Origin of the sequence: Marinobacter sp. GH_1 (genome assembly GCF_048595985.1) — a bacterium.
GTDB lineage: Bacteria > Pseudomonadota > Gammaproteobacteria > Pseudomonadales > Oleiphilaceae > Marinobacter > Marinobacter shengliensis.
In genome coordinates, this window is record NZ_CP184460.1 from 529,288 (window position 1) to 554,108 (window position 24,821).

General features: G+C 55.4%; 24 protein-coding genes and 1 pseudogene. 10 read left to right on the top strand and 15 right to left on the bottom strand.

Annotated elements, in window-relative coordinates; translation table 11 throughout:
• Positions 1 to 90 precede the first annotated feature (90 nt).
• The 3 genes from ACNSOI_RS02435 to ACNSOI_RS02445 all read right to left on the bottom strand — a co-directional run bounded on the left by ACNSOI_RS02435 (position 91) and on the right by ACNSOI_RS02445 (position 2,308).
• Entirely contained in the window at positions 91 to 675 is a 585-nt protein-coding gene (locus ACNSOI_RS02435; RefSeq protein ID WP_420195056.1) for a YggT family protein, read from the bottom strand.
• Positions 676 to 697: 22 nt separating this feature from the next.
• Positions 698 to 1,531 (bottom strand): pyrroline-5-carboxylate reductase, encoded by an 834-nt coding sequence (gene proC, locus ACNSOI_RS02440; RefSeq protein WP_420195057.1) that lies wholly within the window; start codon positions 1,529 to 1,531, stop codon positions 698 to 700.
• 63 nt (positions 1,532 to 1,594) lie between these two features.
• Positions 1,595 to 2,308, bottom strand: coding sequence for a YggS family pyridoxal phosphate-dependent enzyme (locus ACNSOI_RS02445; protein ID WP_420195058.1), 714 nt, complete (start codon positions 2,306 to 2,308; stop codon positions 1,595 to 1,597).
• 52 nt (positions 2,309 to 2,360) lie between these two features.
• Between ACNSOI_RS02445 and ACNSOI_RS02450 the strand changes: the two are divergent.
• The 3 genes and pseudogenes from ACNSOI_RS02450 to ACNSOI_RS02460 all read left to right on the top strand — a co-directional run bounded on the left by ACNSOI_RS02450 (position 2,361) and on the right by ACNSOI_RS02460 (position 6,268).
• A pseudogene (locus tag ACNSOI_RS02450) lies at positions 2,361 to 3,396 on the top strand (type IV pilus twitching motility protein PilT).
• 194 nt (positions 3,397 to 3,590) lie between these two features.
• Entirely contained in the window at positions 3,591 to 4,712 is a 1,122-nt protein-coding gene (locus ACNSOI_RS02455; RefSeq protein ID WP_061332594.1) for a PilT/PilU family type 4a pilus ATPase, read from the top strand.
• A 158-nt stretch (positions 4,713 to 4,870) separates the two neighbouring features.
• Positions 4,871 to 6,268: an OmpP1/FadL family transporter gene (locus tag ACNSOI_RS02460; RefSeq protein ID WP_420195059.1), complete on the top strand. Its 1,398-nt coding sequence runs from the start codon at positions 4,871 to 4,873 to the stop codon at positions 6,266 to 6,268.
• Positions 6,269 to 6,307: 39 nt separating this feature from the next.
• Here the strand turns inward: ACNSOI_RS02460 and ACNSOI_RS02465 are convergent, their stop codons facing one another.
• Both ACNSOI_RS02465 and polA read right to left on the bottom strand, forming a co-directional pair.
• Positions 6,308 to 6,661: a hypothetical protein gene (locus ACNSOI_RS02465; RefSeq protein ID WP_106694532.1), complete on the bottom strand. Its 354-nt coding sequence runs from the start codon at positions 6,659 to 6,661 to the stop codon at positions 6,308 to 6,310.
• A gap of 196 nt (positions 6,662 to 6,857) precedes the next feature.
• On the bottom strand, positions 6,858 to 9,590 hold the full coding sequence (polA, locus tag ACNSOI_RS02470) for a DNA polymerase I (protein ID WP_420195060.1): 2,733 nt from the start codon (positions 9,588 to 9,590) through the stop codon (positions 6,858 to 6,860).
• A gap of 85 nt (positions 9,591 to 9,675) precedes the next feature.
• Between polA and ACNSOI_RS02475 the strand changes: the two genes are divergently transcribed.
• A complete protein-coding gene (locus ACNSOI_RS02475; RefSeq protein WP_061332562.1) occupies positions 9,676 to 10,011 on the top strand; it encodes a DUF2782 domain-containing protein in 336 nt (111 codons plus the stop codon).
• 21 nt (positions 10,012 to 10,032) lie between these two features.
• On the opposite strand, the gene ACNSOI_RS02480 is transcribed toward ACNSOI_RS02475, so the two are convergent.
• A complete protein-coding gene (locus ACNSOI_RS02480; protein ID WP_061332563.1) occupies positions 10,033 to 10,530 on the bottom strand; it encodes a fibronectin type III domain-containing protein in 498 nt (165 codons plus the stop codon).
• A gap of 268 nt (positions 10,531 to 10,798) precedes the next feature.
• Here ACNSOI_RS02480 and ACNSOI_RS02485 point away from each other — a divergent pair, with 268 nt between their 5' ends.
• Positions 10,799 to 11,215, top strand: coding sequence for a hypothetical protein (locus tag ACNSOI_RS02485; protein WP_061332564.1), 417 nt, complete (start codon positions 10,799 to 10,801; stop codon positions 11,213 to 11,215).
• A 72-nt stretch (positions 11,216 to 11,287) separates the two neighbouring features.
• Here the strand turns inward: ACNSOI_RS02485 and ACNSOI_RS02490 are convergent, their stop codons facing one another.
• A complete protein-coding gene (locus tag ACNSOI_RS02490; RefSeq protein ID WP_420195061.1) occupies positions 11,288 to 11,929 on the bottom strand; it encodes a DUF4124 domain-containing protein in 642 nt (213 codons plus the stop codon).
• Between the two features lie 2 nt (positions 11,930 to 11,931).
• The gene (gene pyrE, locus ACNSOI_RS02495; RefSeq protein ID WP_061332566.1) at positions 11,932 to 12,570 is read right to left on the bottom strand and encodes an orotate phosphoribosyltransferase; all 639 of its coding nucleotides are present in this window, start codon (positions 12,568 to 12,570) and stop codon (positions 11,932 to 11,934) included.
• An 81-nt stretch (positions 12,571 to 12,651) separates the two neighbouring features.
• Here pyrE and ACNSOI_RS02500 point away from each other — a divergent pair, with 81 nt between their 5' ends.
• Positions 12,652 to 13,458: an exodeoxyribonuclease III gene (locus ACNSOI_RS02500; RefSeq protein WP_152437211.1), complete on the top strand. Its 807-nt coding sequence runs from the start codon at positions 12,652 to 12,654 to the stop codon at positions 13,456 to 13,458.
• Between the two features lie 145 nt (positions 13,459 to 13,603).
• Here ACNSOI_RS02500 and rph read toward each other — a convergent pair whose 3' ends face one another.
• Positions 13,604 to 14,320, bottom strand: a complete 717-nt coding sequence (rph, locus tag ACNSOI_RS02505) for a ribonuclease PH (protein ID WP_420195062.1) — start codon at positions 14,318 to 14,320, stop codon at positions 13,604 to 13,606.
• A 183-nt stretch (positions 14,321 to 14,503) separates the two neighbouring features.
• Between rph and ACNSOI_RS02510 the strand changes: the two genes are divergently transcribed.
• The gene (locus ACNSOI_RS02510; RefSeq protein WP_420195063.1) at positions 14,504 to 15,373 is read left to right on the top strand and encodes a YicC/YloC family endoribonuclease; all 870 of its coding nucleotides are present in this window, start codon (positions 14,504 to 14,506) and stop codon (positions 15,371 to 15,373) included.
• 183 nt (positions 15,374 to 15,556) lie between these two features.
• Positions 15,557 to 16,798: a tyrosine-type recombinase/integrase gene (locus tag ACNSOI_RS02515; protein ID WP_420195064.1), complete on the top strand. Its 1,242-nt coding sequence runs from the start codon at positions 15,557 to 15,559 to the stop codon at positions 16,796 to 16,798.
• Between the two features lie 10 nt (positions 16,799 to 16,808).
• Here the strand turns inward: ACNSOI_RS02515 and ACNSOI_RS02520 are convergent, their stop codons facing one another.
• The 3 genes from ACNSOI_RS02520 to ACNSOI_RS02530 are packed head-to-tail and all read right to left on the bottom strand — an operon-like array spanning position 16,809 to position 18,980.
• Complete coding sequence (locus ACNSOI_RS02520) at positions 16,809 to 17,051, bottom strand: helix-turn-helix transcriptional regulator (protein ID WP_420195065.1); 243 nt, start codon at positions 17,049 to 17,051, stop codon at positions 16,809 to 16,811.
• On the bottom strand, positions 17,044 to 18,768 hold the full coding sequence (locus ACNSOI_RS02525; RefSeq protein WP_420195066.1) for a DUF927 domain-containing protein: 1,725 nt from the start codon (positions 18,766 to 18,768) through the stop codon (positions 17,044 to 17,046). Before ACNSOI_RS02525 ends, ACNSOI_RS02520 begins: the two co-directional genes overlap by 8 nt.
• 11 nt (positions 18,769 to 18,779) lie before the next feature.
• Positions 18,780 to 18,980 carry a helix-turn-helix transcriptional regulator gene (locus ACNSOI_RS02530; protein ID WP_420195067.1) on the bottom strand — a complete coding sequence of 67 codons (201 nt, stop codon included), beginning with the start codon at positions 18,978 to 18,980 and terminating at the stop codon, positions 18,780 to 18,782.
• 40 nt (positions 18,981 to 19,020) lie between these two features.
• On the opposite strand from ACNSOI_RS02530, the gene ACNSOI_RS02535 reads away from it, so the two are divergent.
• Both ACNSOI_RS02535 and mobI read left to right on the top strand, forming a co-directional pair.
• Entirely contained in the window at positions 19,021 to 19,230 is a 210-nt protein-coding gene (locus ACNSOI_RS02535; RefSeq protein WP_420195068.1) for a hypothetical protein, read from the top strand.
• A 490-nt stretch (positions 19,231 to 19,720) separates the two neighbouring features.
• The gene (gene mobI, locus ACNSOI_RS02540; protein WP_420195069.1) at positions 19,721 to 20,323 is read left to right on the top strand and encodes a conjugative transfer protein MobI(A/C); all 603 of its coding nucleotides are present in this window, start codon (positions 19,721 to 19,723) and stop codon (positions 20,321 to 20,323) included.
• A gap of 60 nt (positions 20,324 to 20,383) precedes the next feature.
• Here the strand turns inward: mobI and ACNSOI_RS02545 are convergent, their stop codons facing one another.
• The 3 genes from ACNSOI_RS02545 to ACNSOI_RS02555 are packed head-to-tail and all read right to left on the bottom strand — an operon-like array spanning position 20,384 to position 24,813.
• The gene (locus ACNSOI_RS02545; protein WP_420195070.1) at positions 20,384 to 23,245 is read right to left on the bottom strand and encodes an ATP-binding protein; all 2,862 of its coding nucleotides are present in this window, start codon (positions 23,243 to 23,245) and stop codon (positions 20,384 to 20,386) included.
• A 4-nt stretch (positions 23,246 to 23,249) separates the two neighbouring features.
• Positions 23,250 to 23,759 (bottom strand): hypothetical protein, encoded by a 510-nt coding sequence (locus tag ACNSOI_RS02550; RefSeq protein ID WP_284453092.1) that lies wholly within the window; start codon positions 23,757 to 23,759, stop codon positions 23,250 to 23,252.
• 1 nt (position 23,760) lies between these two features.
• Positions 23,761 to 24,813 (bottom strand): AAA family ATPase, encoded by a 1,053-nt coding sequence (locus ACNSOI_RS02555; RefSeq protein WP_044628627.1) that lies wholly within the window; start codon positions 24,811 to 24,813, stop codon positions 23,761 to 23,763.
• Positions 24,814 to 24,821 lie beyond the last annotated feature (8 nt).

A 24,821-nucleotide genomic window follows, 5' to 3' on the forward strand; every position in this document is an offset into this window, starting at 1 on the left:
AAAAGGCTTCAGAATCATGCTGTTGACGCTGAAGCCCTTGGTGTTTTGAATTAGAGAAAACTGTAACTGAATGTATATCTGTGAGGCAGGTTACATTCCCAGGCCGATGGAGCCGAGGCCCGCAGCGATCTTCATATGGTCAATCACCACAGAAATGACGTTCAGAATCAGGAAAACAATAATAGGTGACAGATCCAACCCGCCCATGGAAGGCATGATGCTACGCACCGGTCGCATGACCGGTTCGGTAATCTGCGCTACCAGCTGGATAGCTGGGTGGCTGCTTTGCGGGGCAATCCAACTGACCACCACCACGGCAATCACTGACCAGAAGTAGATTTTGACAATCAGGCTGAGCACATTCAAAACGGCCCAGACGAGCAGGGTAATCGGATTGATGCCGGGAATCCCGCCGTTCAGGGCCACCAGGATCAGGAAGAAGGTAATGGCCTGGATAATGACAGCAAGTACCAGCGCTGCCCCATCAATGCCGCCCCAGCCGGGAATGAAGCGGCGTAGCGGGCGTAGCGGCGGATTGGTGGCCTTCACCACAAACTGGGAAATCGGGTTATAGAAGTCGGCCCGGGCCAGCTGTAGCAGGAAGCGCAGCAGTACGATGGTCATGTAGAAGGTAGACGCGATCAGCAGGATCGTAATCACAATATCTGCCAGCATGAAGCTGTGTCTCCGTTAACGGTTACTGTTTATCTGCCAGTTCTTTGGACATTTCCCGGGAGCGATCAAACGCCGCGCCATAGGCCTTTTTCACAAGTTGCCGCAGGCCGCCTTCCTCAAAGGTATTCACTGCACGCTCGGTGGTGCCGCCGGGGGACATGACGTTGCGTTTGAGCTGCGCCGGGTCATCGTCGCTCCGGGCCGCCATTTCGGCCGCGCCCGCCATGGTCTGAATAGCGAGTGCCCGAGCGGTTTCAGGTGCAATGCCGGCTTCGGTGGCGGCGCCTTCCAGAGCTTCAAGCATCAAGAAGAAATACGCCGGGCCGCTTCCGGATAGCGCGGTAACGCCGTGCAACTGGTCTTCGTCGTCCACCCACAGCGCTGAGCCGATGCTTTCGAACATCGACTGTACCGATGTCTTCTGTGCGTCTTTGACTTGTGCGTTGGCAAACAGCCCGGCGGCACCCTTGCCAACCAGCGACGGTGTGTTGGGCATCACGCGAACCAGCGGCATGCCGCCGCCAAGCCAGTTGTCCAGAGTCTCAGCGGTCAGGCCCGCGGCGATGGAAACCATCAGCGGGCGGGTGTTCTGCACCACCGGGGCGATGTCGTGGCAGACATCCGCCATCACCTGGGGTTTAACGGCCAAGATCACAATATCCGCCTGTTGGGCGCAGTACCGGTTGTCCGTGGTGACACTGACGCCAAAACGCTTCCGGATGGATTGCAGGTGGCTATCATCCGGGGCGCTTACCCAGATATTGCCGGCCTCGTAGCCGCTCTCCAGCATGCCGCCGATAATGGCACTGGCCATGTTGCCGGCACCTATAAAAGAAATCGTGGGTGATTTGCTCAAGGTTTGCTCCAGGGCTTTGGTCAGTTAATCCGTTGAATGCGATGATAGCAGGAACCAGCGGTTTCAGCTCTGGCTGTGTTTGGATGGCCTTGCCCCAAATAGAGCGGTACCTACGCGAACCCAGGTTGCTCCCTCTGCGATGGCGATCTCCAGATCATCCGACATACCCATAGACAGTGTGTCCATCGGGCCGGCCTCAGGAGATCCCCGTTTAAGCTCCCGCAGGGTATTGGCCAGCTTGCGAAAACTCATCCGCAGATCTGCCTCGGACTGGTCTGGATCGGGAATCGCCATAAGCCCTCGCAATTTTACGTTAGGCAAATCGCCGATCTCATCCACCAGTTCGGGCAGTTCGGACAAGGTGCAGCCGGATTTGCTGTCCTCGTCATTGATGTTGACCTGCAGGCACAGATTCAATGGTGGTAAACCGGGAGGTCTCTGCTCGCTCAGACGGCGGGCAATCTTCAGCCGGTCAACGCTGTGCACCCAGGCGAACATCTCCGCAATTTGCCGGGTTTTGTTGGACTGGATGGGGCCAATAAAGTGCCACTCAATCTGATCGAGATCCTTCAGGGCTTCAATCTTGTCCAGCGCCTCCTGAAGGTAGTTTTCACCAAAGGCGACCTGCCCGGCGTTGGCGGCGGCCCGGAGTTCGTCTGGCTGGCGTGTCTTGCTGACTGCCAACAGGCGCACACTGCCGGCTTCCCGGCCTGCCTTCAATGTTGCTTTTTGTATGCGTCGGGTTACGCTCCCGATGTTGTCTGCTATGCTGCTCATAGTGTGAGTTTGCCGCTTCTGGACTAAAAGAAAAAGCCCTCCGAGGAATCCTATGGATATTACTGAACTGCTTGCCTTTTCGGCGAAACAGGGCGCATCGGATTTGCACCTGTCTGCCGGTCTGCCCCCCCATGATCCGTGTCGACGGCGACGTGCGCCGCATCAACCTGCCCCCGATGGAGCACAAAGAAGTGCACGGGTTGATCTACGACATCATGAACGACAAGCAGCGTAAGGATTACGAAGAGTTCCTGGAAACCGACTTCTCGTTCGAGGTGCCGGGTGTGGCCCGTTTCCGGGTAAACGCCTTCAACCAGAATCGTGGCGCCGGCGCTGTATTCCGGACCATCCCCTCGAAGGTTCTGACCATGGAAGATCTGGGCATGGGGCAGGTGTTCAAGGACATTTCGTCCGTACCCCGTGGCCTGGTGCTGGTCACCGGGCCCACCGGCTCCGGTAAGTCCACCACCCTGGCGGCGATGATGGACTACATCAACGACACCCGCTATGAGCATATCCTGACCATCGAAGACCCGATCGAATTCGTGCACGACTCGAAAAAGTGCCTGGTCAACCAGCGGGAAGTGCACCGGGATACCCTGGGCTTTAACGAAGCCCTGCGTTCCGCCTTGCGGGAAGACCCGGACATCATCCTGGTAGGTGAGCTCCGGGACCTGGAAACCATCCGACTGGCCCTGACCGCCGCAGAAACCGGCCACCTGGTGTTCGGCACCCTGCACACCACCTCCGCTGCGAAGACCATCGACCGGGTGGTTGACGTGTTCCCGGCCGAGGAGAAGTCCATGGTGCGGTCCATGTTGTCGGAATCCCTGCAGGCGGTTATCTCCCAGACCCTGATGAAGAAGATGGGCGGCGGCCGGATTGCCGCCCACGAGATCATGATTGGTACGTCTGCGATCCGTAACCTGATTCGTGAAGACAAGATTGCCCAGATGTACTCGTCTATCCAGACGGGTGGTTCCCTGGGCATGCAGACGCTGGATCAGTGCCTGGAGCGCCTGTTGCAGAAGGGTCTTATTTCCCTTGAAGCAGCGCGGGCCAAGGCCAAGATGCCTGATAACTTTTAACTTCGGGCTCCTTGCTTCCACCTTTGGGGAGGGAGCGAGGCGGGCGGCCTTCCCGGGACACGCTGTAAATACGTCCCTGTACGCTTGACTGCAGCATCCATGCTGCAGACAGTCCCGGGAAGGCCGCCCGCCCCGCTCCTCGAACACTGTTCGGGGAGTCAACGTGGTGAGAACAAAACGGTATAGGTAGACAAATGGAATTCGAAAAACTGTTACGGCTGATGGTGGAAAAAGGCGGTTCGGACCTGTTTATTACAGCGGGTGTGCCGCCGAGCATGAAGGTAAACGGGAAAGTGCTCCCGGTCACCAAGAACGCGCTGACGCCAGAGCAGACGAGGGAGTTTGTCTACGGCGCCATGAACGACAAACAGCGCGCCGAATTCGAAGAAACCCACGAATGTAACTTCGCCATCAGTGCCCGGGGCATTGGCCGCTTCCGGGTGTCCGCGTTTTTCCAACGCAACCTGTGCGGTATGGTATTGCGACGGATTGAAGTGAAAATTCCCCAGATTGACGACCTGGCGCTGCCCGAGATTGTCAAAGACCTGGCCATGACCAAACGTGGCCTGATCATGTTTGTGGGCGCCACCGGTACCGGTAAGTCCACCTCCCTGGCTGCCATGCTTGGGCACCGTAACCGCAACAGCCGCGGCCACATCATCTCCATCGAAGACCCGATTGAATTCGTGCACCAGCACCAGGGTTGCATCGTCACCCAGCGGGAAGTGGGTATCGACACCGAAAGCTTTGAGGTGGCCCTGAAAAACACTCTGCGCCAGGCGCCGGACGTTATCCTGATTGGTGAGGTGCGTACCCGCCAGACCATGGAGTATTCGGTACAGTTCGCAGAAACCGGCCACCTGTGTCTGGCCACCCTGCACGCCAACAACGCCAACCAGGCCCTGGACCGGATTATCCAGTTCTTCCCGCCGGAACAGCACAACCAGATCTGGATGGACCTCTCCCTGAACCTCCGCGCCATCGTGGCTCAGCAGTTGGTGCCGACGCCGGATGGCAAAGGCCGCAAGGCCGTAATCGAAGTGTTGATCAACACGCCGCTGGTGGCGGACCTGATTCGGAAAGCCGAAGTGCACAAACTCAAGGAGTTGATGGCCAAGTCCAACGAATCCGGTATGCAGACGTTTGATCAAGCGTTGTACCGGCTGTACGCCGAAGGCTCCATCACCTATGAGGATGCTTTGGCCCACGCGGATTCCGCCAACGATCTGCGCCTGATGATCAAGCTCGGTGCCGATGCCCAGGGTGCCGACAAGCTGTCATCTTCGGTCGACAAGCTCACCATTCAGGACGATTGATCGAAACCGAACAGCGATCCTCCTTCCAGGCGGCCCTGTCCGGGGCCGCCTTAATACCAAAGTCGTACTTTGTTAGTGCCTGCAACCAGTAGTTTTGGCATTTGAGGCCATTGTGCTGCCCTGCGTATACTCCGCGCGCGACTAACAAAGGAGACAGCATGCACAAGAATACCAATGCCCTCGTAAAGGCCATCCGCTTCGCTACCGTGACAGCTCTCGCCGCCCCAGCCACTGTTTTGGCCGGCGGATTCGCCCTGAACGAGCAGAGCGCCAGTGCCATGGGCACTGCTAATGCCGGTGCGGCGGCTAACCCCGAGAATGCCACTATTGTATTCTTTAACCCCGCTGGCATGAGCCAGTTGTCTGGGACCAATATTTCGTTTGGTGCCGCGGTGTTGGATATTGATGCCAAGGCGAAGACTTCCAGTATCCGAGCTATTGGTGCCGATGGGCAGCCGGTTGATGGGGGTAATTATAGGAATGGCGGAGATATCGCCGACCCAGCAGTATTGCCTAATTTCTACTTGGCCCATGAAATCAACGACTTTATCGATGTTGGCTTTGGTATTCATGCACCTTACGGACTGGCTGCAGATTATGAAAATGATTTTGCCGGTCGTTTTTTTGCTGATAAAACTGAGTTGACTGCGATCGCATTTACCCCATCTATTGCTCTCAATAATGGCAAGGGACTGTCGATGGGGTTGGGTCTCAATGTGCTATATGCAGAAGGTCGCCTTAGCCGTTATCAGGACCTGAGCGCATCGCCTTTGGCGGCAACTGGAGCAGAGCCATACGCCGATGTGGAAGGCGATGATATTGGTGTGACTTTTCGGGTGGGCTTTCTGTATGAGTTCTCTGACCGCACACAATTCGGGTTGACCGCTCAAACAGGTACGGAGCTTAACCTTAAAGGAGATATGGAAGTCACGGGCCTTCCCGGGGCCCCTTTCACGCCAGTGACGACAGCTACCGAGAGAGTTGAAGTTCCGTTGGCAATTCCGGAAAGTATTGGTTTTGGTGCTCGCCACCAGCTGACTGACGAGGTGACGCTGCTTGCGGGCGCAACCTATGCTCGGTGGAGCCGATTTGAGGAACTGGATATCGTTAGTCGCGAGGGTGCGACGGGCCAGGTCTCAGGAATCCTGGGCGCGCTCAATGGTGGTCAGGCTCCTGATCCAATCAACCACGTGACGGAAGAATGGAAGAACACCTGGCAGGTTAATGTTGGGGGCATCTGGCAGGCAACTCCGGCTTGGGCGTTCAAAGCGGGTTATGCTTTCGATGAATCTCCTGTTGACCAATACGTCACTGCACGGATTCCGTCCACGGACCGCCATTGGTTGACGCTGGGTGCGCAATGGAAGGATGTTGCAAGTGGTTGGACGGTCGACGCGGCCGTCGGAACGTTGATATTCGACGGTACTGCCAAGGTTGATGACCGTGAGTATAGTCACGACGATCCAACGGGCGATCCAATCAGCCAATCCAACTACCAAGCCGAATACGACCTGAGCGCCTGGAGCGCCGCCATCGAGTTCAGCAAGGCCTTCTAAGCGGCTGTCCTTCTCGATAGCTGATCCGGCCTGTCCGGGTCAGCCTACCACCTGACCACGATAGATAACCTGTTTCTTCCGTGGTCGGGCCTCTTCCCCGCCTGCCTCCTCCTCTGAACCAGCAATCTCCTGCCCGCGATAAGTTTTGGCAGCGGCTGGCGCTGCATCTATCTGCCCCAGCTCCGGCACCCTCTGTTTAAGCGCTTCCCAGGTATGCACCAGATGCTTCGATCGGGTTTTACCTGCGTATTCAGCCAAGTGCTCCGCAAGGTGGTCTTCGTTCAGGTGGAGCTTTACCCCGAATTCAGACTGAATCAGCCGGCGGCACTGTTGCACCAGTTTCAGGTGGGATGGGTCGAATAACCAGTTGCGTTCATTCGCTACGGAATTCATGGAAAGGCCTCGCATCGCTGTCACGGCATAGGGCATCAAAGAGCCCAGACCCTCAGATCTGTGCAGTTTTCGTGCCGTGATCGGGAGGCGCTTAAACGTAGCGGGAAGGTGGAGTGAAGGGGAAAGGGTGCCCTGTCATTGTGCTTTTCCAGTGAAAATGAACAAAAACAGGGCGTTATCGGGCCAGGTTTCAGGTCTAGTGAGCTTGGTCCCAGTTGTCGCCGGTGCCGGCTTCTACCAGTAACGGTACGTCCAGCTTGGCGGCAGCCTGCATTCGCTGCACCAGGCCCTTGCGCACGGTCTCCAGAGCCTCTTCCCGCACTTCGATGATCAGTTCATCGTGCACCTGCATGGTCATCCAGGCATCGTCGGCATGCTCTGTGTGCAGCCACTGGTCCACATCGATCATCGCCCGCTTGATTATGTCGGCAGCGGTCCCCTGCATGGGCGCGTTGATGGCGGTGCGCTCGGCAGCCTGTTGCAGCTGTTTGTTCCGGGCGTTGATCTCCGGCAGATACAGGCGGCGGCCGTACAGGGTTTCCACGTAGCCATCGTCGTGGGCCTGTTTGCGGATGTTATCCATGTATTTGAGTACGCCCGGGTAACGTTCGAAATAGCGGTCGATGTATTCCTGGGCGGTCTTGCGGTCGACCTCCAGCTGGCGGGCCAGGCCGAAAGCAGACATGCCGTAGATAAGGCCAAAGTTGATGGCTTTGGCGCTGCGGCGTTGGTCGGAGCTGACCTCGATCAGGCTCACGCCGAAGACCTCGGCGGCGGTGGCTTTGTGAATGTCTTCACCATGTTCGAAGGCCCTCAGCAGGCCCTTGTCACCAGACAGATGCGCCATGATTCGCAGCTCTATCTGGGAATAGTCCGCCGCCAACAGTTTGTAGCCTTCCGGCGCGATGAAGGCCTGGCGAATGCGGCGGCCTTCCGGAGTGCGGATAGGAATGTTCTGCAGGTTCGGCTCGGAGGACGACAGGCGCCCCGTGGCAGTTACCGCCTGATGGTAGGAGGTGTGTACACGGCCGGTGCGGTGATGGATCAGCTCTGGCAGGGTGTCCGTGTAGGTGGACTTCAACTTGCTCAGGCTGCGGTGCTCTACAATCAGTCGGGGCAGTTCGTGCTCATGGGCCAGTTCCTGCAATACTGGCTCGGCGGTGGAGGGTGCACCCTTCGGAGTTTTCTTGATCACGCGCAGGCCGAACTTGTCGTACAGAATGGCCTGCAGCTGCTTGGTGGAGCCCAGGTTGAAGCTTTCGCCGGCCACCTCGTGGGCCTCTTTCTCCAGTTCCGCCATGCGCTCGGCCAGTTCCTGGCTGTGCTGGCGCAGGGTGCTGGCGCTGATCAGAGTGCCTCTTTGTTCCATGCGTGACAGCACCGGTACCAGCGGCAGGTCGATCTCCCGGTACACCGATTCCAGCTTGCCGGTTTCTTTCAGTTTCGGGCTCAAAGCCTGGTGCAGGCGAAGGGTAATGTCGGCGTCTTCGGCTGCGTAGGGGCCTGCTTTCTCCAGATCAATCTGATTGAAGGTGAGCTGCTTGGCACCCTTGCCGGCGATGGATTCGTAGGTGATGGTCTGCTCACCGAGGTATTCCAGGGCCAGGCTATCCATGTCGTGGCGGGTGGCCACTGAGTTGAGTACATAGGACTCCACCATGGTGTCGTCGCCGATGCCCTCCAGCTGGATACCATGGTTGGCGAGCACATTCTTGTCGTACTTCAGGTTCTGGCCGATCTTTTTCACGTCCGGGCTTTCCAGCAGGGGTTTGAGCTGGTTAAGCACATGGTCGCGGTCCAGTTGATCCGGTGCCCCCATGTAATCGTGGCCCAGAGGTACATAGGCCGCTTCCCCCGGCTCGATAGCAAAAGACACACCCACGATTTCGGCGTCCATATAGCGCAGGCTGGTGGTTTCGGTGTCGAAAGCGAATTGGTCGGCGGCTTTCAGTCGTTGCAGCCAGGTATCCAGCTCTCCCTGCTCGGTAACCAAGGAATACTGTTTCTCTACCGGTTTTGCGGATTCCTGCTCGGTGGAGCGCTCACGTTGGTCGCTGGCGGAACCTTCGGTGTTCTCCAACTCAGCAATCCAGCTGCGGAATTCGTACTCCTTGAACAGTTCCAGCAGGGAATTGTCGTCCTGTTCCCGCTCCTGCAGATCTTCCAGGCCGAAATCCAGGTCAACATCCAGGCGGATGGTGGCCAGTTCCCGGCTCAGGGGCAGGGTGCCGGCGGCTTCCCGCAGGTATTCACCGATCTTGCCTTTGATCTCGTCGGCGTGTTCGATCAGGTTGTCGAGATCGTTGTAAGTCTGCAGCCATTTCACCGCGGTTTTCGGGCCACATTTGTTCACGCCCGGAATGTTATCCACCTTGTCACCCACCAAGGCCAGGTAGTCGATGATCTGTTCCGGGGTCACCCCGAATTTCTCGATCACCCCCTCCCGATCCATGGCGGTTTCAGTCATGGTATTGATCAGGGTCACGTGATCGCTCACCAGCTGGGCCATGTCTTTGTCGCCGGTGGAGACCACCACATCGATACCCTTGCTGGTGGCTTCGTAGGCCAGGGTGCCAATGACGTCATCGGCCTCCACGCCCGGAACAATCAATAGGGGGAGCCCCATGGCGCGGACGATTTCGTGGATCGGTTCGATCTGAACGGCCAGATCTTCCGGCATGGGTGGCCGGTTGGCCTTGTACTCTTCATAGATGTCATGGCGGAAGGTTTTGCCTTTGGCATCGAACACCACCACCACCTTGGAGCCGGGGAAATCCTGCTCAAGACGCCGAAGCATGCTGATAACGCCCTTGATGGCTCCGGTCGGATGGTTTTTGCTGGTAGTCAGTGGTGGCAGCGCATGGTAAGCGCGAAACAGGTAGGACGATCCGTCAACAAGAACCACGGGTGGGGTCTTTTTCTCAGTCATATCAAAGCCGGTCCGGAATCTGATTGAAGCGTGGGTTGGCTTGTGCAACTCTAGCCAGAAAGATGAACGAAAGGGTACCACGAAAATGAAACGAATCGCCTGTTCCGCCATGTTGGCTGGGCTTGTGTCATTACCGGTGATGGCGCAGCAAGAAGGCTCGCTGGATGCCACCCCGGTGGTCACGCCCCAGGAGCCTGTGGTTATTTCCGATTACCAACCCCCGGAAGGCGGGCCGGAAATTGTGATCCGGCCGGGGGAGAATGAAGTGTTCTATGAATACCGCGTGAATGGCCAGCTTATGGAAATCAAGGTGGTGCCTAACGTCGGGCCCGAATACTACCTGGTACCATCTGGTGGTGGCTGGATACAGGACACTGAGTCTGACCTGCTGATTCCAAGCTGGGTGATCTTCCGCTGGTAACCTGGCACCTTTCCTTTGCGCTCAGATCAGGTTGACTTCCACCGGGTCTGAGCGTCGGCTTTCAAGCCCATCCACATCGACCGTCGTAATCGAGAACTCGTAGGCGCCGGGGGGCATGTCCTCAAGGCGGTAACGGGTTGTGCTGGCATCGTTCAGCGGAATGATATTGAAATCATTCTTGTGCTTCATCCGGTAATAGATGCGATACCCAGAGATCTGGCCCGGTGCCAGTGACGAGCCATCTTCGCGGGTCATTGGCGGATTCCAGGCCAGGGTGCGGGGGCTTTCGGTATTATCCGCAGGATACTGGCTCTCCTTCGCTGTGGGCGATTGCCCCAGTGTGGCCAGCAGGTTTGATTGTGCCTGTTTCAGCCGGGCATCTGAGACTTCCGAGGCGCGCTGTGTGTCGAGTTTGCTGGCGCGAGTGTCTTCCTGACAGCCAGTGATCATGGAGGCAAGGGCAATAATCAGCAGGCAAAGCACAGCCTGGCCGGGTAGTGGTGGCAGTAGAATTTTCATGGTCAACTCGCATACGGAGCCGTGGAGGGCTCTCTGGTTACTGATCGTATGGAGCCTGAATAAAACCGGGAGACGGGCTACCTGAAACAAGATGCGATTATGCCAGCCACTACCTTTCGATCAAGTGAACTATCTGTAAAAACCGAAAATTGGTTTTAGTATGAACATTCTAATTTTTATCCGTACCTTGGCAGGTGAAAGTTACCAAAGGCACGCAGAAGCAAGGGCTTGTGGTGCCGAAACGATCCTAATATCAAGGAGAACTACCATGGGTAAACTTAAATCCTACCAGGAACAACTGCAGGACATCGTTGAGAAGGGCATCAACGCTGCTGAAGAGCAGCAGAAGAAGCTGGCTTCCAAGCCGTTTGATTACGCAGAGAAGCTGGAAGCAGAAGCCCGCGAATACAGTGTAAAGACCCTGCGCAAGCGCTACACCGGCTACTCCGAGAACCTGTTCGAGCAGCTGCGCAGCCTGAACAGCCGTTTCGGCAACTTCGCCGCCGAACTGGTTGCCAAGCTGGAGAAAGAAGCGGCTGAAGGCGCTGACGCCGTTTCCGGCGCTGCTGAAGACGTAGCGGAAGCTGCCCAGGATGCCAAGAAGTCAGTCACTGCCAAGAAGCCGGCCGCTCGTAAGCCTGCGGCTCGCAAGACGGCAGCCAAGAAGGAAACAGCTTCCGCCTGATCATAACGGCGAGCTGTAACCACAAAGGGCGCTCTGGTGAGCGCCCTTTGTCATTTCCGCCAATACAAACGTTTATTCCGGCTCGAGGGGGAGTGTCCGCTCCTGGCCAGTAACGACTTCCAATCTTTTGATATCCGCCTCAAATTCCTTTTTCATCGCACTGATGTCTTGCTGTTGGGCGGCAATTTCCCGTTCCACGTCGCGGATCTGTGACTCCAGCCGACGAATCCGTTCCAGAGTAGCTTCCGGAATATCCCTGCCAGCCCGCTCCATATCGGCTGCCCGGCTTTGTTCGCTGTCAAGCTGGCTGGAAATCACGGAAATATTGCCTCGCTTTAACTGGATGATCCCTTCCAGCTCGCGAATTTTCCGATGCATGGCGCGAACAGCCTGGTCTGGATGGCTGAAGCGCTTCAACAGCTGGCGATCCTGCTCCTGTTGAATCTCGGCCTGACGTTGGCGCTCTTTCTCCGCTTCCCGGGCGGCGATTTCCTCGGCTGTGGGGGCCGGTGGAATGGTTTCAATCACCCGGCCATTGGCGCTGAGGATGTCGTAACCGCGTTTGGTGGCTTCCTGCGGGATGGTGCTGCTGATCACCAGTTGACCGTTGTCATCCGTGTAACGATACATATTGGCCTGCACACTGGCGGACAGCAGCAGTCCTGCTGCGGCCAGGCTGGCAATAACCGTTGATTTGGACACACGGTGGTGCATGGTCAGACTCCGTAACGGTCCCGGTAGCTGGCCACTGTTTCCGCGTGGCCGGCAAACTCCGGATTGGACTTCAGGTAGTCCAGTACCTGCTCAAGACGAATGATGCTGACAACGGGGATGCCGAATTCCTGCTCCACTTCCTGGATGGCGGATAGCTCGCCATTGCCTTTCTCCTGCCTGTCCAACGCAATCAGCACGCCGGCGGGCTCCGCGCCAGCGGCACGAATGAGGTCGATGGATTCCCGAATGGCGGTGCCGGCAGTGATTACGTCATCCACAATCAGTACCTTACCTTGTAGTGGGGCGCCGACAATATTGCCACCCTCCCCATGATCTTTCTTTTCTTTGCGATTGAAGGCAAACGGTTTGCTGTTACCGTCTGTTGCAAGGGCCATAGCGGTCACTGTGGCCAACGGAATGCCCTTATAGGCGGGGCCGAAAATAATGTCATAATTCAGGCCGCTGCGTTCGATGGCTGCGGCATAGGCTTTGCTTAGCTGCAACAGGTCGTTTCCGGTATTGAATAGCCCGGCATTGAAAAAGTAGGGGCTGGTTCGGCCGGATTTGAGCGTGAACTCTCCAAAGCGCAGAACATTCCGCTCAATGGCAAACTCGATAAAATTTTGCTGATAGTCGTGCATGGCAAGGCTTCTGGCGGGGTTTGATCTTTAATTAAAGCGTAAAACCGGTATCATACACACAAACCGAATCAGGGAACATGTATGCGGGTAGTTACAATCAGCGTCAATGGTCTTGAACAGGCCGTTGAGAAGGGTTTTTTTGACTGGCTTGCAGAGCAGGACGCTGATGTCGTCTGTGTGCAGGACCACCGCATGCGTGCCTATGAAGTAGAAGACAAAAACCTGATTCCGGAAGGCTATGAGGCCTACTTTATTGATGGTGAGTTGAACGAACACGGTGGTGTGGGTATCTACACTCGCCATTTTCCGAAGGCCATCATGTACGGGTTTGCTAATGAGCAGGCAGATCGCGAAGGTCGCTTTATCCAGGCGGATTTCGACAAGGTCTCCGTGGCTTGCGTGCTGGCGCCCTGCGCCCTTGGCCGGGAAGACGAGCTGCTTGGTGAAGATGACCTGACCGTGCTCGATCACAAAGACGAGTTCATGGAAGCCTTCGGCCTGCATATGCAGAAGACCCTGCGCAAGCGCCGGCAGTTCATCTTCTGCGCCAACCTGCAGACCGCCCACCACGTGACGGACGCCAGCCCGCTGTACCACAAGACGGATTTCTCCGGTTTCCTGCCCCATGAGCGTGCATGGCTTGATCGCCTGTTTGATGAGATGGGCTGCATTGATGGTTTCCGGGAAATCAACAAACAGAGCAATCAGTTTACCTGGTGGCCGGAGCAAACCGAGGGCTCCCGTAAGAAGGCGGGTATTCGGGTGGATTACCAGTTGTTGACGCCGGGTATTCGCAAGACCATCCGTGATGGCTGGATTGATGAAGACACCCGTTTCTCTGATCACGCGCCGGTGATCATGGATTACGACATCGAAATAGGCTTCTGATTCAGACGGCTACTGATTAGGAGCGGGCTCGGAGGGGGAGACCTTTCCGGGACCCTCTCCGGCCAGGGATGGCCGGAGCGGAGCGCACATGGATGTGCTTGTAGCGTGTCCCGGAAAGGTCTCCCCCTCCGGGCACGCGGGCGGCTTACTCAGCCAACGCCGTCTTCTGAATTTCGAACAGTTCGTTAATCGCCTTTCTTGCCAGAACCAGCATGGAATCCAGTTCGGCCTGCTCGAACGGAGCGCCTTCCGCCGTTCCCTGAATTTCGATGAAGCCACCCTTATCCGTCATGATCACGTTCATATCGGTTTCCGCTTCGGAATCCTCCGGATAGTCCAGGTCCGCTACCGGCGTGCCTTTGTAAACGCCAACGGAGACCGCTGCCACCATTTGAACAAGGGGAGATTTCTTCAGTCGTTTGGTGGCGACCAGGTGGTTCAAAGCGTCAACCAGTGCCACGCAGCCGCCGGTGATGGCCGCTGTGCGGGTGCCGCCGTCGGCCTGGATAACGTCGCAGTCGATGGTGATGGTGTGCTCGCCCAGGGCTTCCAGGTCAACCGCGGCGCGGAGGCTGCGGCCGATCAGGCGCTGGATTTCCACGGTGCGGCCACCCTGTTTGCCGCGGGCGGCTTCGCGGCCCATGCGGCTGCCGGTAGAACGGGGCAGCATGCCGTACTCAGCGGTGATCCAGCCTTTGCCTTCGCCGCGCAGGAACGGCGGTACCTTGTTCTCAACAGAGGCGGTACAGATGACTTTTGTATCACCAAACTCTACCAGAACCGAGCCTTCGGCATGGCGGGTGTAGTTGCGGGTGATGCGGACGTCTCTGGGTTGCTCGGGCGTTCTGCCACTTGGTCGCATAGTGTGTCCTGTTTATGAAAATACATGTCCGGGCGGTGCCGGGCGGAATCTTTGAAAGGTCGGCGAGTATAACACGTAGCATGCCCGGGGCGGTGGCCTGCAGGGTGATCTTTGGTCGGGTTCGCCGCCCGGGCAAATACCCTGTTAAACTCGATGCTTCTGTTCATCGGTTATGGAGCCAATATGATCCGCAGCATGACTGCTTTTGCCCGCAAGGATACCCAGGGTGACTGGGGTACGCTCACGTGTGAGATCCGTACCGTAAATCACCGCTACCTGGAGCCGTCTTTCCGTTTGCCGGAGGCGTTCAGGGAACTGGAGAACCGGTTTCGAGAAGAGCTGCGTAGTCAGGGTTTAAAGCGGGGCAAGGTGGATATCTCCATGCGCCTGCAGTCTGCCGAGAACGAGGTGCAGAGCTTCGAGATCAGCGATGAGATGGCCAAGGCGGTGAACGAGGCAGCCAACCACATCAACCGCATTCTCGATAACCCCGCCCATATTAATGCACTGGATATTCTGCGTTGGCCAGGCGTGATGTCTTTGCCGGAGAAAGACTACAGCGCGGCGAAAGAGGCGGCTGCCGGCCTTTTCAAAGACACGGTCAAAGAGCTGATGTCCGTTCGCGAACGGGAGGGCGAGCGCTTGAGGCCGTTATTTGAGGATCGTCTGGCCACCATGGGCAAGCTGGTGGCAGAAGTGCGGGAGAAAATGCCGCAGCTGCTGGCCGCCCAGGAGCAGAATCTGCGGGATCGCTTCGATAAAGCAAAAGTGGAGCTGGAGCCGGAGCGTGTGGCCCAGGAAATGGTGATGCTGGCGCAGAAGAGTGATGTGGCCGAGGAGCTGGACCGGCTGGAGGCTCATATCAGTGAAGTGACCGATACCCTGAAAAACGATGATGCCATCGGCCGGCGGCTGGATTTCCTGATGCAGGAGCTGAACCGGGAAGCCAATACCCTCAGCAGTAAAAGTATTGACGCGGCGGTTACCCGCGCGGCGGTGGACCTCAAGGTTTTGATCGAGCAAATTCGGGAGCAGGTGCAGAACATAGAGTGATGTTCTTGGGTGTTCATTGTTGTTCTTTAGTCCATTAAATATCAGAGACTTATGAAATTTTAACGGTCACCGCGTTCGTGTAAGTTTTGCCAAGTTTGGGTGGTGATGGGTAGTAGATTGGGGAGTATTTTCTCGCTATATTGTGTCGGCGAGATTGTACTCCCCAATTTTTGAGGCAGGAAGGTGGGCAAGCTACACGACAAGACCGTCAAGAAACTGATCAAAGAGAAGCCATCCGTACGGCATGCCGACGGCAATGGTCTCTACCTCATGACCCCGAAGCGCGGCGATGCCTACTGGATGCTGCGCTACACCACCCCAGCCACCAAGCTCCGGCGCGAATACACCATCGGCAAGGTGGATGACTGGTCATTGGCCGACGCCCGCGATGAAGCGGCGAAGCTGAGGTTGGCGATCAAGCGTGAGGGTGCTGACCCGGTACAGGAAAGGCAGAAGGTCAACCAAAACCCCTTCAAGACCTTGAACGATTTGTATGCAGACTATCACCAGCTGCGCCAGCGGGAGATTGCGACCCACCAAAAAGAGAAGAGTCTTTACGATCGTGAGGTCGCTTGGCGCATCGGGAAGGCGGACCTGGAACGGATTCGGCCTGTCGACGTTAGTGAAATATTGCGGGATATCGCTAATGGGTACGATGACAACCCGCCTCGGCCAACTATATCAAACGACGTAATGCGAATGCTGAAGCGGGTGTTTGATCACGGCATGAAGCTGGATGTCACGCGGTTCAATCCGGCCACTCCGTTTCGCCCCAGGGATGCGGGTGGAGAGGAAAAGGCGGCCAACTACCCAATGACAGAGTTCGAGGTGAAAGAGTTCTTCGACAAGCTCAGAGACATCCCCGCCAAGTTCTCCCGGGAGAATTACTTGGCTTGTGCACTGCTCATTGGCACATGCACAAGAAAGATGGAGCTTCTCGCAGCACCTTGGTCGGAATTCGATTTGGATAACAAAGTCTGGCACTTGCCAGCCGAGCGAACCAAGAAACGCAGGGCGATTGACATCCCGTTGACCGAGCCAGTAATGGGATGGCTTGAGGAGCTGAAAGTACGGTCTTGTGGCAGTGAGTGGGTCTTCCCGGCTAGGCGGATCAGCAAGAAGGCTCGCACCCCTCACGTCTGCGAGAACACATTAAACCACGCACTCAAGAAACTGTTCGAGGAGAGGTTCTTCTCATTTGATAAAAGGCGGGTCCATGACCTGCGTGGCACCGCGAGAACTATGCTTGGAAAGCTGGGATTCGATGATGATCTGGCCAAGCGCTGCCTGAACCAACAGGCCGGCAACCGGGTTGATCAAATCTATAATCGGCATGCGTATTTTGAAGAACGAAAAGAGGCTCACGAGGCGCTCTGCGAGTGGCTGGCGCCCATCGTGAGAGGTGAAGTCAGCTCTGGAGAGTAAAGGGGCCAGATCAGGCCCCTTGTTGCTCGATCCAGGCCAGCAGATCCGATAACCGCCACGCGACCGAGTTGCAACCCAGCCTTAGTCGTGCCGGAGCAACTTTCCTTCGTTCCAGCGACCACCATTGAGTTCGGCTGACGCCGGTAATCGCTCGACGGTCTGACTCCCGGACCAGCCGCTCACACTGTCCAGAACGAGCCAGCAGCTTGGTGCGCACCTCTTCCGAAGGCGGACTGAAGGTTTTATCAATCATCCTCCTCTACCTCCGAATCACCAGTGGGAATAGTGGGAAACTGGGAAAGTCCATCTCCATCCGGTAGCGCTTCCCAATACGCCTTGATGCGATCAGGCCACAGGGCGAAAAAACGCTCCGATCGATCCCGCAGCTTGATTTTCATGGTGCCACGGCTCTGCTCATTGGTTTCCATGAAATCTCTCTGGATAAGCGGCTCAATTTCCCGAGTGTATCGACTACGAAGGCCAAGCTCCTTGATCAGAGTATTTTTGGGTATCAGCCACTGCGTCTCACCGGCCACTTTGCGTCGCAGACCAATTGCTCTTCCGTAATCCCCCCGCTCTATGTCAACGAGGCGGTGATTCCATTTGTAAATTGCATCGCGAAGGCGAGCCAAAACGCGGTGCTCCTCCGAATTGAAGATGTGACCTCGGCTCCGAAGCCAAGCTCCAACTGCTTGGTGCACCGCTCGAACTGACTCCGCTTCCGACCAGGGGAGTAGGTAGTTCCGGCAGGCTAGGCACAGAGCAGCGGTGATCAGTGCGAACCGCCTAATCACCCGGACGACTTGCGAAGCCATATGAGAGGTCTTCCATTGGTCCGTCAACCGGGCGACCTCATTCTGGATATAGCCGGGCAAGTCATCCACATCTTCTGTGAGACGCTCAAGCCAGTGCCGGAACAGCGTGCCGTGGTAGTGCCTGGTGCGGCTTTTCAGCACATCGACCAGCTCCTGGGAGCTGGCAAACCCATGCAATTCATCAAATGCGCCAAATCGTCCAAATATCGGAATCTCGACAAGTCGGTTCTCTTGGCCGGCTTTAACCGATTTCCCTATTTCCTGAAACACTTCCGACAGCCATACCTCACCGGTACTTAACGCCAGCGTTCGCCAGTGCGTTTGTGCAGCAAGGTCCCCAGATATGTTCGCACGCAGCTTACTGGCGCCGGTCATTATGTGATACGTCGCCACATCAACATCTTCCGGACGAGCCAGACCAATTTCGTCCAGGGCCAACAACATGTCGTTGTGCTCAGCAGCCACAGCTGCCAGGCCATTGCTAGTCGCTACCCAGCTCCTTAAGAATGTAGGTGCTCCGCAAACACTCACGGCCACCTGGAGCAACGTCGTTTTCCCGGTAGAGCTATTACCAATCAAGTGAAAAGCTCCATTTTCAAGCTCCGCATGTTTTAGCAGGGGCGCGGCGAGGGCTACCCCGACGCTGAGTATCGCCAGTGGGTTGCCCTTACAGAGCTTCCCCACTTGATTTTGCCAATCTTGCAAAGACCCGCTTTCCTGGAGAAGCGGTGAGGTCGAAAGCTGCCCGACAAAGTGGTGGTGCTCCTCAGCTTGGCCAGCTGTCCAGCCACTCGTCGCGAACACGGTTCGATGCCATCCGGTGCGGTCGACGGTGATGGCCGGAGGCGCTTTCGCCATCTCCTCAAGCAAATAGCGTTGCAGCCGCGTCCAGCTTATATTGCCGGGTTCGAGCGGGTAGCCGCTGTCCACCAAAATCTCTCGTATCTGCCGGGCGTTATCACCGTTCAGAGTCCTCGCATACACCACCTCGCGCAGCAGGACGTTGTCCATATTTTTCCACTGCAGAAGCGCGCCGTGGCCGTGTTTTTTATTGGAAAGGCGGGTTCGGGCAACAACCTCAATCCACCCACCAACCCTTTGCCATTCATCAGTGCTGAGGCAGTACAGGCCAGAGTCTCTCAATTGAAAGTTCATTTGTCCCTCCGTCACAACCGATCCAGCCAGTTTCTAACATCCTGGATCCGAAACCTGACGGCTCGACCCTGCGGGTTTGGCTTGATGGGGGCAGGGAAACGACCTGCTTTCACGTGCCTTCGAAGCGTGGCTTGCGAAAGCTGGGTGACGGCACAAACCTCTTCATATGTGAGCAAACGTTCATTCGTTTCGTTGAAATACTGTCTTTGCATAATCCACTCCTGATTCGTTGTTTGACGGACAGGAGTGATTATGAATAGTCCTGAATTCACACCAGAACCGTGGAGTTGGCCATTTTGGGCGCAAAGAGAAAAAATTTATAACCAGCTGAATTTAAAGATTAATTTTTGTTATTTGGGCGATTTCCATGTGAACCCCATCGGTTTACGGGAAAAATCTGGTGAAAATGTGAACGGCCGCTGTTACCCGCCACCATCACGGCATCATTTTGTGAAGCGGTAATGCTCATTAACTTTCACATGTGAAAGTCAATGCTGGACGTGATCAAAACAGCCTCTTAAAGAGCCTTTTCGAGGCCCTGTTACTTCACGGGTTATCCCCGTATCACACCGGGGCTCCAAAAGGCCTCTTCCAAGCCCCTTGTAAGTGTCCCGAGGAAATAGCGGGAATTGTTGTAGCGACGACAGTCAGCCCGGTTACATCAGGCCGTTGCATACCTGAGTCTTCCCAGCAAATGGGGCGGTAGGTCCCAAATAAATAACGGAGATCCACGCTTTTAGCCCATGCCACCTATGCCTTGGGGGATGGGAGCATAGCGCAGAAGTCCCAAATCAGATAGTTATGTGGAAAGGAACTGGAAAGTCCCTTGGCATTTTATGACTTTTTCATCCCAAGTTCGCCGTTGCGCCCAAAAAGGGCAAAAGCACGGGCCACCGTAATGATCAAATCCGGTTAGCATCATTCGTGCATTCAGAACGAGAGGAGTAAGTGAATGACGCGATTGAACAAACAGCAGGTAGTCGACCACTGGTGTCATGCAAGTCGACTTGAAGGGGTTGATCACACACGGGGCACCCAGGCAGCGACTCAGCAATCTAAAGCATTTTTGCAAACGCTTATGGACTTGATTGACGTTGAACAGGCCAGATATCGATACTTAGCCCAACGTATTTGTGATGTATATTGGGAGCACAATATTGCTCACCGAACCGATCAGACGGAGGGTTACCCTGGCCATCATGGCTGCCGTGTAAGGCTGAGGGGAAGAAAGCTGGAACTGTCTTGGTATTACAATTCATTCGTGCCAAAGAAAAGCGGAACCGGACATGCCGTTTACAGCGAACATATTTCCAAAGAAGGTCGGTACCGCCATTTCAAGTCGGCATTCGTGCGTGCCCAGGACTGGGAAAAGTCCCTCATTGCAGATATCGAAGATGGTTTTGAACTGATCCGCCGGCTCAACGCTAATCTGACGCAACTTAGGAGAACACTGAAATCCAGTATCCATCTAATGGCTGAACTGGAGGCCTATCTGGAGGAAACACTGGCCCCGCTCGCCAGGACAGTCAAAACTGAGGACACCTCGAAAAAGTAGGGGCAGGATGACGCGAAGGCCGCAACCGAGCGCAAGTTACGGCCTTCATGAGCTTCTCAATCAGTCCTCTTCAAACTCAGAAGAGCTGAACCTCAGTACATTGCAGTTTTCCTTGATGGTGCGCTGCAATGACTCGTCGAAACCATCTTTCTTCTTGGCCTCGATTTCGACTGAGATTGTCACCTCAACACCCAATTGTGCCGTGAACTGCTGCACCACTTCATCGACGATGGTGGCGAAATCCATTTTCGCCTTCACTGGGTCCAACGCTGTGGTTCCATAAAAATGCGTTTTTACCACTTCGGAACCACTGCTTCCGGCACCACCGGTATCGTCGATAACCCCTGGTGGAGTATTGACCGGAGAGCTGCCACCACCTTGTGTGCCGCCGATTCCTCCAGCAACGCTCGTAGGGTCTCCCGTGTCTCCTCCAGGCAGAGGTTGGGGTTGCTGCGCTTGACGCTGCTTCTCAGCATAGGCAACTGCCGCCTCACGCTCTATCAGCAGCGATGAATCGTCCAACGGGGCAATGGATCCTCGTCCGAAGCTAAAGCCCAGGTAGCGATCCCCTTCCTTTCCGGATGCGTACGCAAAATAATCTTCAGTTTCTACACCCTGGCTGATGGCGTTGCGAAACACTTGGTCGTTGACCAACCGGGGCAGGTAGAGATAGTGACAGCTGTCTTGCCAAACTTTCAGCGCACTGACTTCTGTCACACCATCCTTCAGGTACCAGTCATTGAGCACCTTGCGTAGGTGAATCGGCGACCATTCGTAGACCAACCATTCTTCTTCACGCAGTTTATCCTCAATACTTTGAATGAGATTTGGGGCTGTCGGCGGAATAGACACCACTTCCCAGTTCAACTCGGGACGTCCCTTCACAAAATCCTCAACGGGAGCCAGGAGCCATTTCCAGGTTTCCCGGATGAGCTGGGTAAGCGATTGTTCTGCTCCGTCACGATTACGCTTGGCCTGGTTCAGATGCGACAGATCCTGGTTGAGCGTGCCGCTTTCAATATCTGCCACGATTGAACGCCAGGCCAGGAAAATTCTGCCTTGCTCCTTCAGGCGGCTGACAACGTCAAAATCCGGTGCCAAGAAGATCAGGCGGTTTTGTTTCTGACGGGGTTGCTCGCCACGGTAGCGCAGAATCTTTTCTGCCTCGCCAAAGGCCTGGTTTGTCTCAGTGCGGCTGTAACCAGCCTGAGTGGGTAGTACCACCAGGCGAGGGCCAGAACCGTAGTCATCGGGCACATCTACCGATGGCGTGAACACATGAATGCCACCGAAGTGGTGGTTTTTACCAAACGACCGATTCACGCGCTCTTTCAGCATGGGAATCAGGTCATCGCGCTCACTGATATTCTGTTTGCGGCTTTCCATTTCCCGTCGCAGGTTGGGCTTGGTATCCAGCCAATAGCGATCCTGTTCGGCGTACAGATAGTGCAAACGATCCCGGAGCCGTTTGAGTACATCTTCAAACACACCGATAGTTTGTCCCGGTTGCACAGTGCCCAATAAAATTCGCTCGGCCTGAATGCCGCGTATCATCTGTTCCTGGCTGGAAGGGGCGCTGCCTAGAAAAATACTACGTGCAGTACGCCGGGCAGCCTGGACTCCGCCGAACAAAGTGTGGTGGCCATCAATGTCGGCGGGGATAGAGCGCGGGCCATCCACTTCTTTTTCAATAACCGGCTCCCACCCTTGGGGCAGATAGTGAATGCTCTTGTTGCGCACATTGGTGTCTTCCAGCGGCAACGAACCGGGCATGATAAGCGCGTCCCGATTGTCAGAGTTCCAAAGGCGATGAATCACAATGGCCATGTACTGAAGCACACCACGTGTTCGCTGGAATTTGTCCAGAGTGGACCAGTCTTCGTAAAGTCTATCGAATACCTCAGGGTGAATCGGGTAGGAAGAGCACAGTCGCTCAAAGTATTCGTTGGATTGGGTCTCCACGGGGAACTTATCCGCGTGCTTCCGGTAGAAGTCCGAAAATTGTCGGCTAATACCTTCGATCTCGGCACGTTCACCGGAGCTTTCGAACAGGCGCCGGCGCACAATTTCGAAGGCCTCACGCGAGCCCACGGGCTTCCACACAGACTCTACACGGGCAAAATATGTCTCCAGCGATTCAAGAGCGCGCTGGCCCATGGTTCCGCCCACCTCCAGCTCAGATTCGGGCAATGAGGCAAGAAGAATCGCATTGGGTACGGCCTTTAGCGCTTCCGTTAGCCCCTGAATAAAACTGATATTGCTGTCAAAGGTGCCGGCTTTATATTGCTTACCTAACTCCAGTTGTCGGGTAAACGCCACCAACTCATCAATTAGGATTACGCAGGGCGCTGCGCGGCTTAATAATTCTTTCAGCACGTCCTTGCCCGGCGATGTACCGTCCGCATCACTGTCGGCGACCAGGGCAAAGCCTTCTTCGCTAAGCAACTGCCAGGCCAGTTCTCCCCATAAAGTATTGACTGTCGTAGAGCCGTAAGTCCGGGCCTGACTGGGCGACAGGCGGATACCATCAATCACCGCCATGCGCGCTCGGGGTAACTCGCTGATACCCGCTTCATCCAGCACAGGGGGAATGCCCATCAGTTTGTCGGTGCTGACTTCACGACTGGCCAGGTGGAATACGGCCAGCATGGTATGTGTTTTACCGCCACCGAACGCCGTTTGAAGCTGAATGACTGGATCACCACCATGACCTGCCAGACGCTGCGCCACGGAGATCAGCAAAAGGCGCATCCCCTCAGTAATATAGGTTCGTGAGAAAAACTTCTCGGCGTTCTGATACTCATCAGGCGCGGTTCCGCCGGCCACCTGAGATATGTCAGCGGCAAATTCGGATTGCTTGAAAGAGCCTTCCAGAACGTCTTTATGTGGGCGGGCGATCTCTCGCCATGGTTTCAAACTCATAGTATTATCCTGTGACCTGCCAGTGCATATCAGGCTTCAAACATGTCTGGTCGACGATGACCGGATGCGGATCGACCGCCTTCAAAACCTGCTTTAGTTTCATAACCAGCTTTGAAGGGTCAACTGCTTGAGGGAATAGCTTGCTCGGCTTCCTAGGTTGCTCAAGATGCAATACGACCCTCAACCGGTTTTTCTTGAGAGCCTTTCGGGCACAAGCCCGCTCGCTTTGGTTATTTGCATTGGACTTTGCTGCGGCAAGTCCTGCAAGTGTGTCCCTGACTTTTAGTGCGATTTCATCGCCCAGATCGATGGCCTTGGTTCGCCGGTTGGCTCTGTAGTCTTTCACCTCAATTAACCAGGTTTTATCGTTATCAATACAAATGAAGTCGATTGCCTTGGTACCGCCGAAAGCACTGTTGAACTGGTTTCGATAGAATGCCCAACTGTCATATTGGGCTGCCTCAAGTGGGTCTGGAAAGGTAAATGTTAAACGGCCCTCGTGGAACTGTCTCATGTCAGGGGTTTACCTCCATAAAGCGGTCAGACTGGGACAGCTCTTCATCTAGGAGAACAAGTGTATTCAGATCATCCACTCGATCACCTTGCTCCACTTCAACGCCGTTCGGTTCGGGCCTCAGAGCGAAGAAGCGATGCTTGATCTTCTTGAATTCACTGCTCTGAGAAAGCACCTCCAACTCCCTGAGTAGGAACAAGGAGTGAGTTGCGATAAAGACCTGAATACCTTGCTGACAGAGGTGATAGATCACACGTGCAACGAGCTTAATCAACTTGGGGTTTAGGTTCGTTTCGGGTTCATCCCAGAACAAATAGCCTTTATCTAATAGTGAGCCCGTACTGATCAGGCGGGCGATCATTGCAAGCTTACGCAGACCCTCTGCCACCAGAGGCATCTCCATATTCCCTTTACCCGGCAGCTGAAGATAAAAACGACCATTCTTATCGAGCACCACCTTGCCGCCCATCGCTTCTTCCAGTGGTTTCAGCAATTCGGCGGCCTGTTTTTCTCTGGGCCCTCGCAAGGCGAGCGCCCCCAGTAACAAGCATGTATCTCGGTAGGTTTCTTCAAACTCCAGATAATGATTTTCGTAAACGGATATAAAGTTTGGAAAGATTGTCAGCAGCTCTCGGGTAGGCAAAAAAACGGGTGCTTTTTCATGCCATTTTTTGGGCAGCTTATCGACCTGAACCTCTGATTTGCTCGACGTTGCGAAGCTCAACGCGCAATTCAAGTTGGCGTCGTTGAACTGAAAAGATAATTCACATCGCTTCCGCCCCTGAATCCGACTGGCAAGACGCCCTAGTGACTCTGGCCGCATGACATGGACCAATTTATCGGCAATGGACTTTTGCAGCGCCACTTTGGTCGGTTCACCGGCAGTGGGCTTTTTCCCCTCCTCCGCACTATTGGCGATGACCGAGTAGGCCGCCTTGAGCAAATGGGACTTACCGCAGCCATTTTCACCAATCACCACGTTTAAACCAGAGGCGAATCTCAGCTCGGTATCAGTAAAGACGGTAAAACCGTTTAGAGTAAGTTTGTTCAGCATAAGTGCCT

Coding starts and splice junctions, on each gene's coding strand:
- ACNSOI_RS02555 (WP_044628627.1), bottom strand. CDS start 24,813: ATGCTGAACAAACTTACTCTAAACGGTTTTACCGTCTTTACTGATACC.
- ACNSOI_RS02465 (WP_106694532.1), bottom strand. CDS start 6,661: ATGAATTCCGTAGCGAATGAACGCAACTGGTTATTCGACCCATCCCAC.
- ACNSOI_RS02525 (WP_420195066.1), bottom strand. CDS start 18,768: ATGAACTTTCAATTGAGAGACTCTGGCCTGTACTGCCTCAGCACTGAT.
- ACNSOI_RS02520 (WP_420195065.1), bottom strand. CDS start 17,051: ATGATTGATAAAACCTTCAGTCCGCCTTCGGAAGAGGTGCGCACCAAG.
- ACNSOI_RS02500 (WP_152437211.1), top strand. CDS start 12,652: ATGCGGGTAGTTACAATCAGCGTCAATGGTCTTGAACAGGCCGTTGAG.
- ACNSOI_RS02535 (WP_420195068.1), top strand. CDS start 19,021: ATGAATAGTCCTGAATTCACACCAGAACCGTGGAGTTGGCCATTTTGG.
- ACNSOI_RS02550 (WP_284453092.1), bottom strand. CDS start 23,759: ATGAGACAGTTCCACGAGGGCCGTTTAACATTTACCTTTCCAGACCCA.
- mobI (WP_420195069.1), top strand. CDS start 19,721: ATGACGCGATTGAACAAACAGCAGGTAGTCGACCACTGGTGTCATGCA.
- ACNSOI_RS02490 (WP_420195061.1), bottom strand. CDS start 11,929: ATGCACCACCGTGTGTCCAAATCAACGGTTATTGCCAGCCTGGCCGCA.
- rph (WP_420195062.1), bottom strand. CDS start 14,320: ATGCGACCAAGTGGCAGAACGCCCGAGCAACCCAGAGACGTCCGCATC.
- ACNSOI_RS02475 (WP_061332562.1), top strand. CDS start 9,676: ATGAAACGAATCGCCTGTTCCGCCATGTTGGCTGGGCTTGTGTCATTA.
- ACNSOI_RS02545 (WP_420195070.1), bottom strand. CDS start 23,245: ATGAGTTTGAAACCATGGCGAGAGATCGCCCGCCCACATAAAGACGTT.
- ACNSOI_RS02460 (WP_420195059.1), top strand. CDS start 4,871: ATGCACAAGAATACCAATGCCCTCGTAAAGGCCATCCGCTTCGCTACC.
- ACNSOI_RS02445 (WP_420195058.1), bottom strand. CDS start 2,308: ATGAGCAGCATAGCAGACAACATCGGGAGCGTAACCCGACGCATACAA.
- ACNSOI_RS02530 (WP_420195067.1), bottom strand. CDS start 18,980: ATGCAAAGACAGTATTTCAACGAAACGAATGAACGTTTGCTCACATAT.
- ACNSOI_RS02455 (WP_061332594.1), top strand. CDS start 3,591: ATGGAATTCGAAAAACTGTTACGGCTGATGGTGGAAAAAGGCGGTTCG.
- polA (WP_420195060.1), bottom strand. CDS start 9,590: ATGACTGAGAAAAAGACCCCACCCGTGGTTCTTGTTGACGGATCGTCC.
- pyrE (WP_061332566.1), bottom strand. CDS start 12,570: ATGCACGACTATCAGCAAAATTTTATCGAGTTTGCCATTGAGCGGAAT.
- ACNSOI_RS02485 (WP_061332564.1), top strand. CDS start 10,799: ATGGGTAAACTTAAATCCTACCAGGAACAACTGCAGGACATCGTTGAG.
- ACNSOI_RS02435 (WP_420195056.1), bottom strand. CDS start 675: ATGCTGGCAGATATTGTGATTACGATCCTGCTGATCGCGTCTACCTTC.
- ACNSOI_RS02510 (WP_420195063.1), top strand. CDS start 14,504: ATGATCCGCAGCATGACTGCTTTTGCCCGCAAGGATACCCAGGGTGAC.
- ACNSOI_RS02480 (WP_061332563.1), bottom strand. CDS start 10,530: ATGAAAATTCTACTGCCACCACTACCCGGCCAGGCTGTGCTTTGCCTG.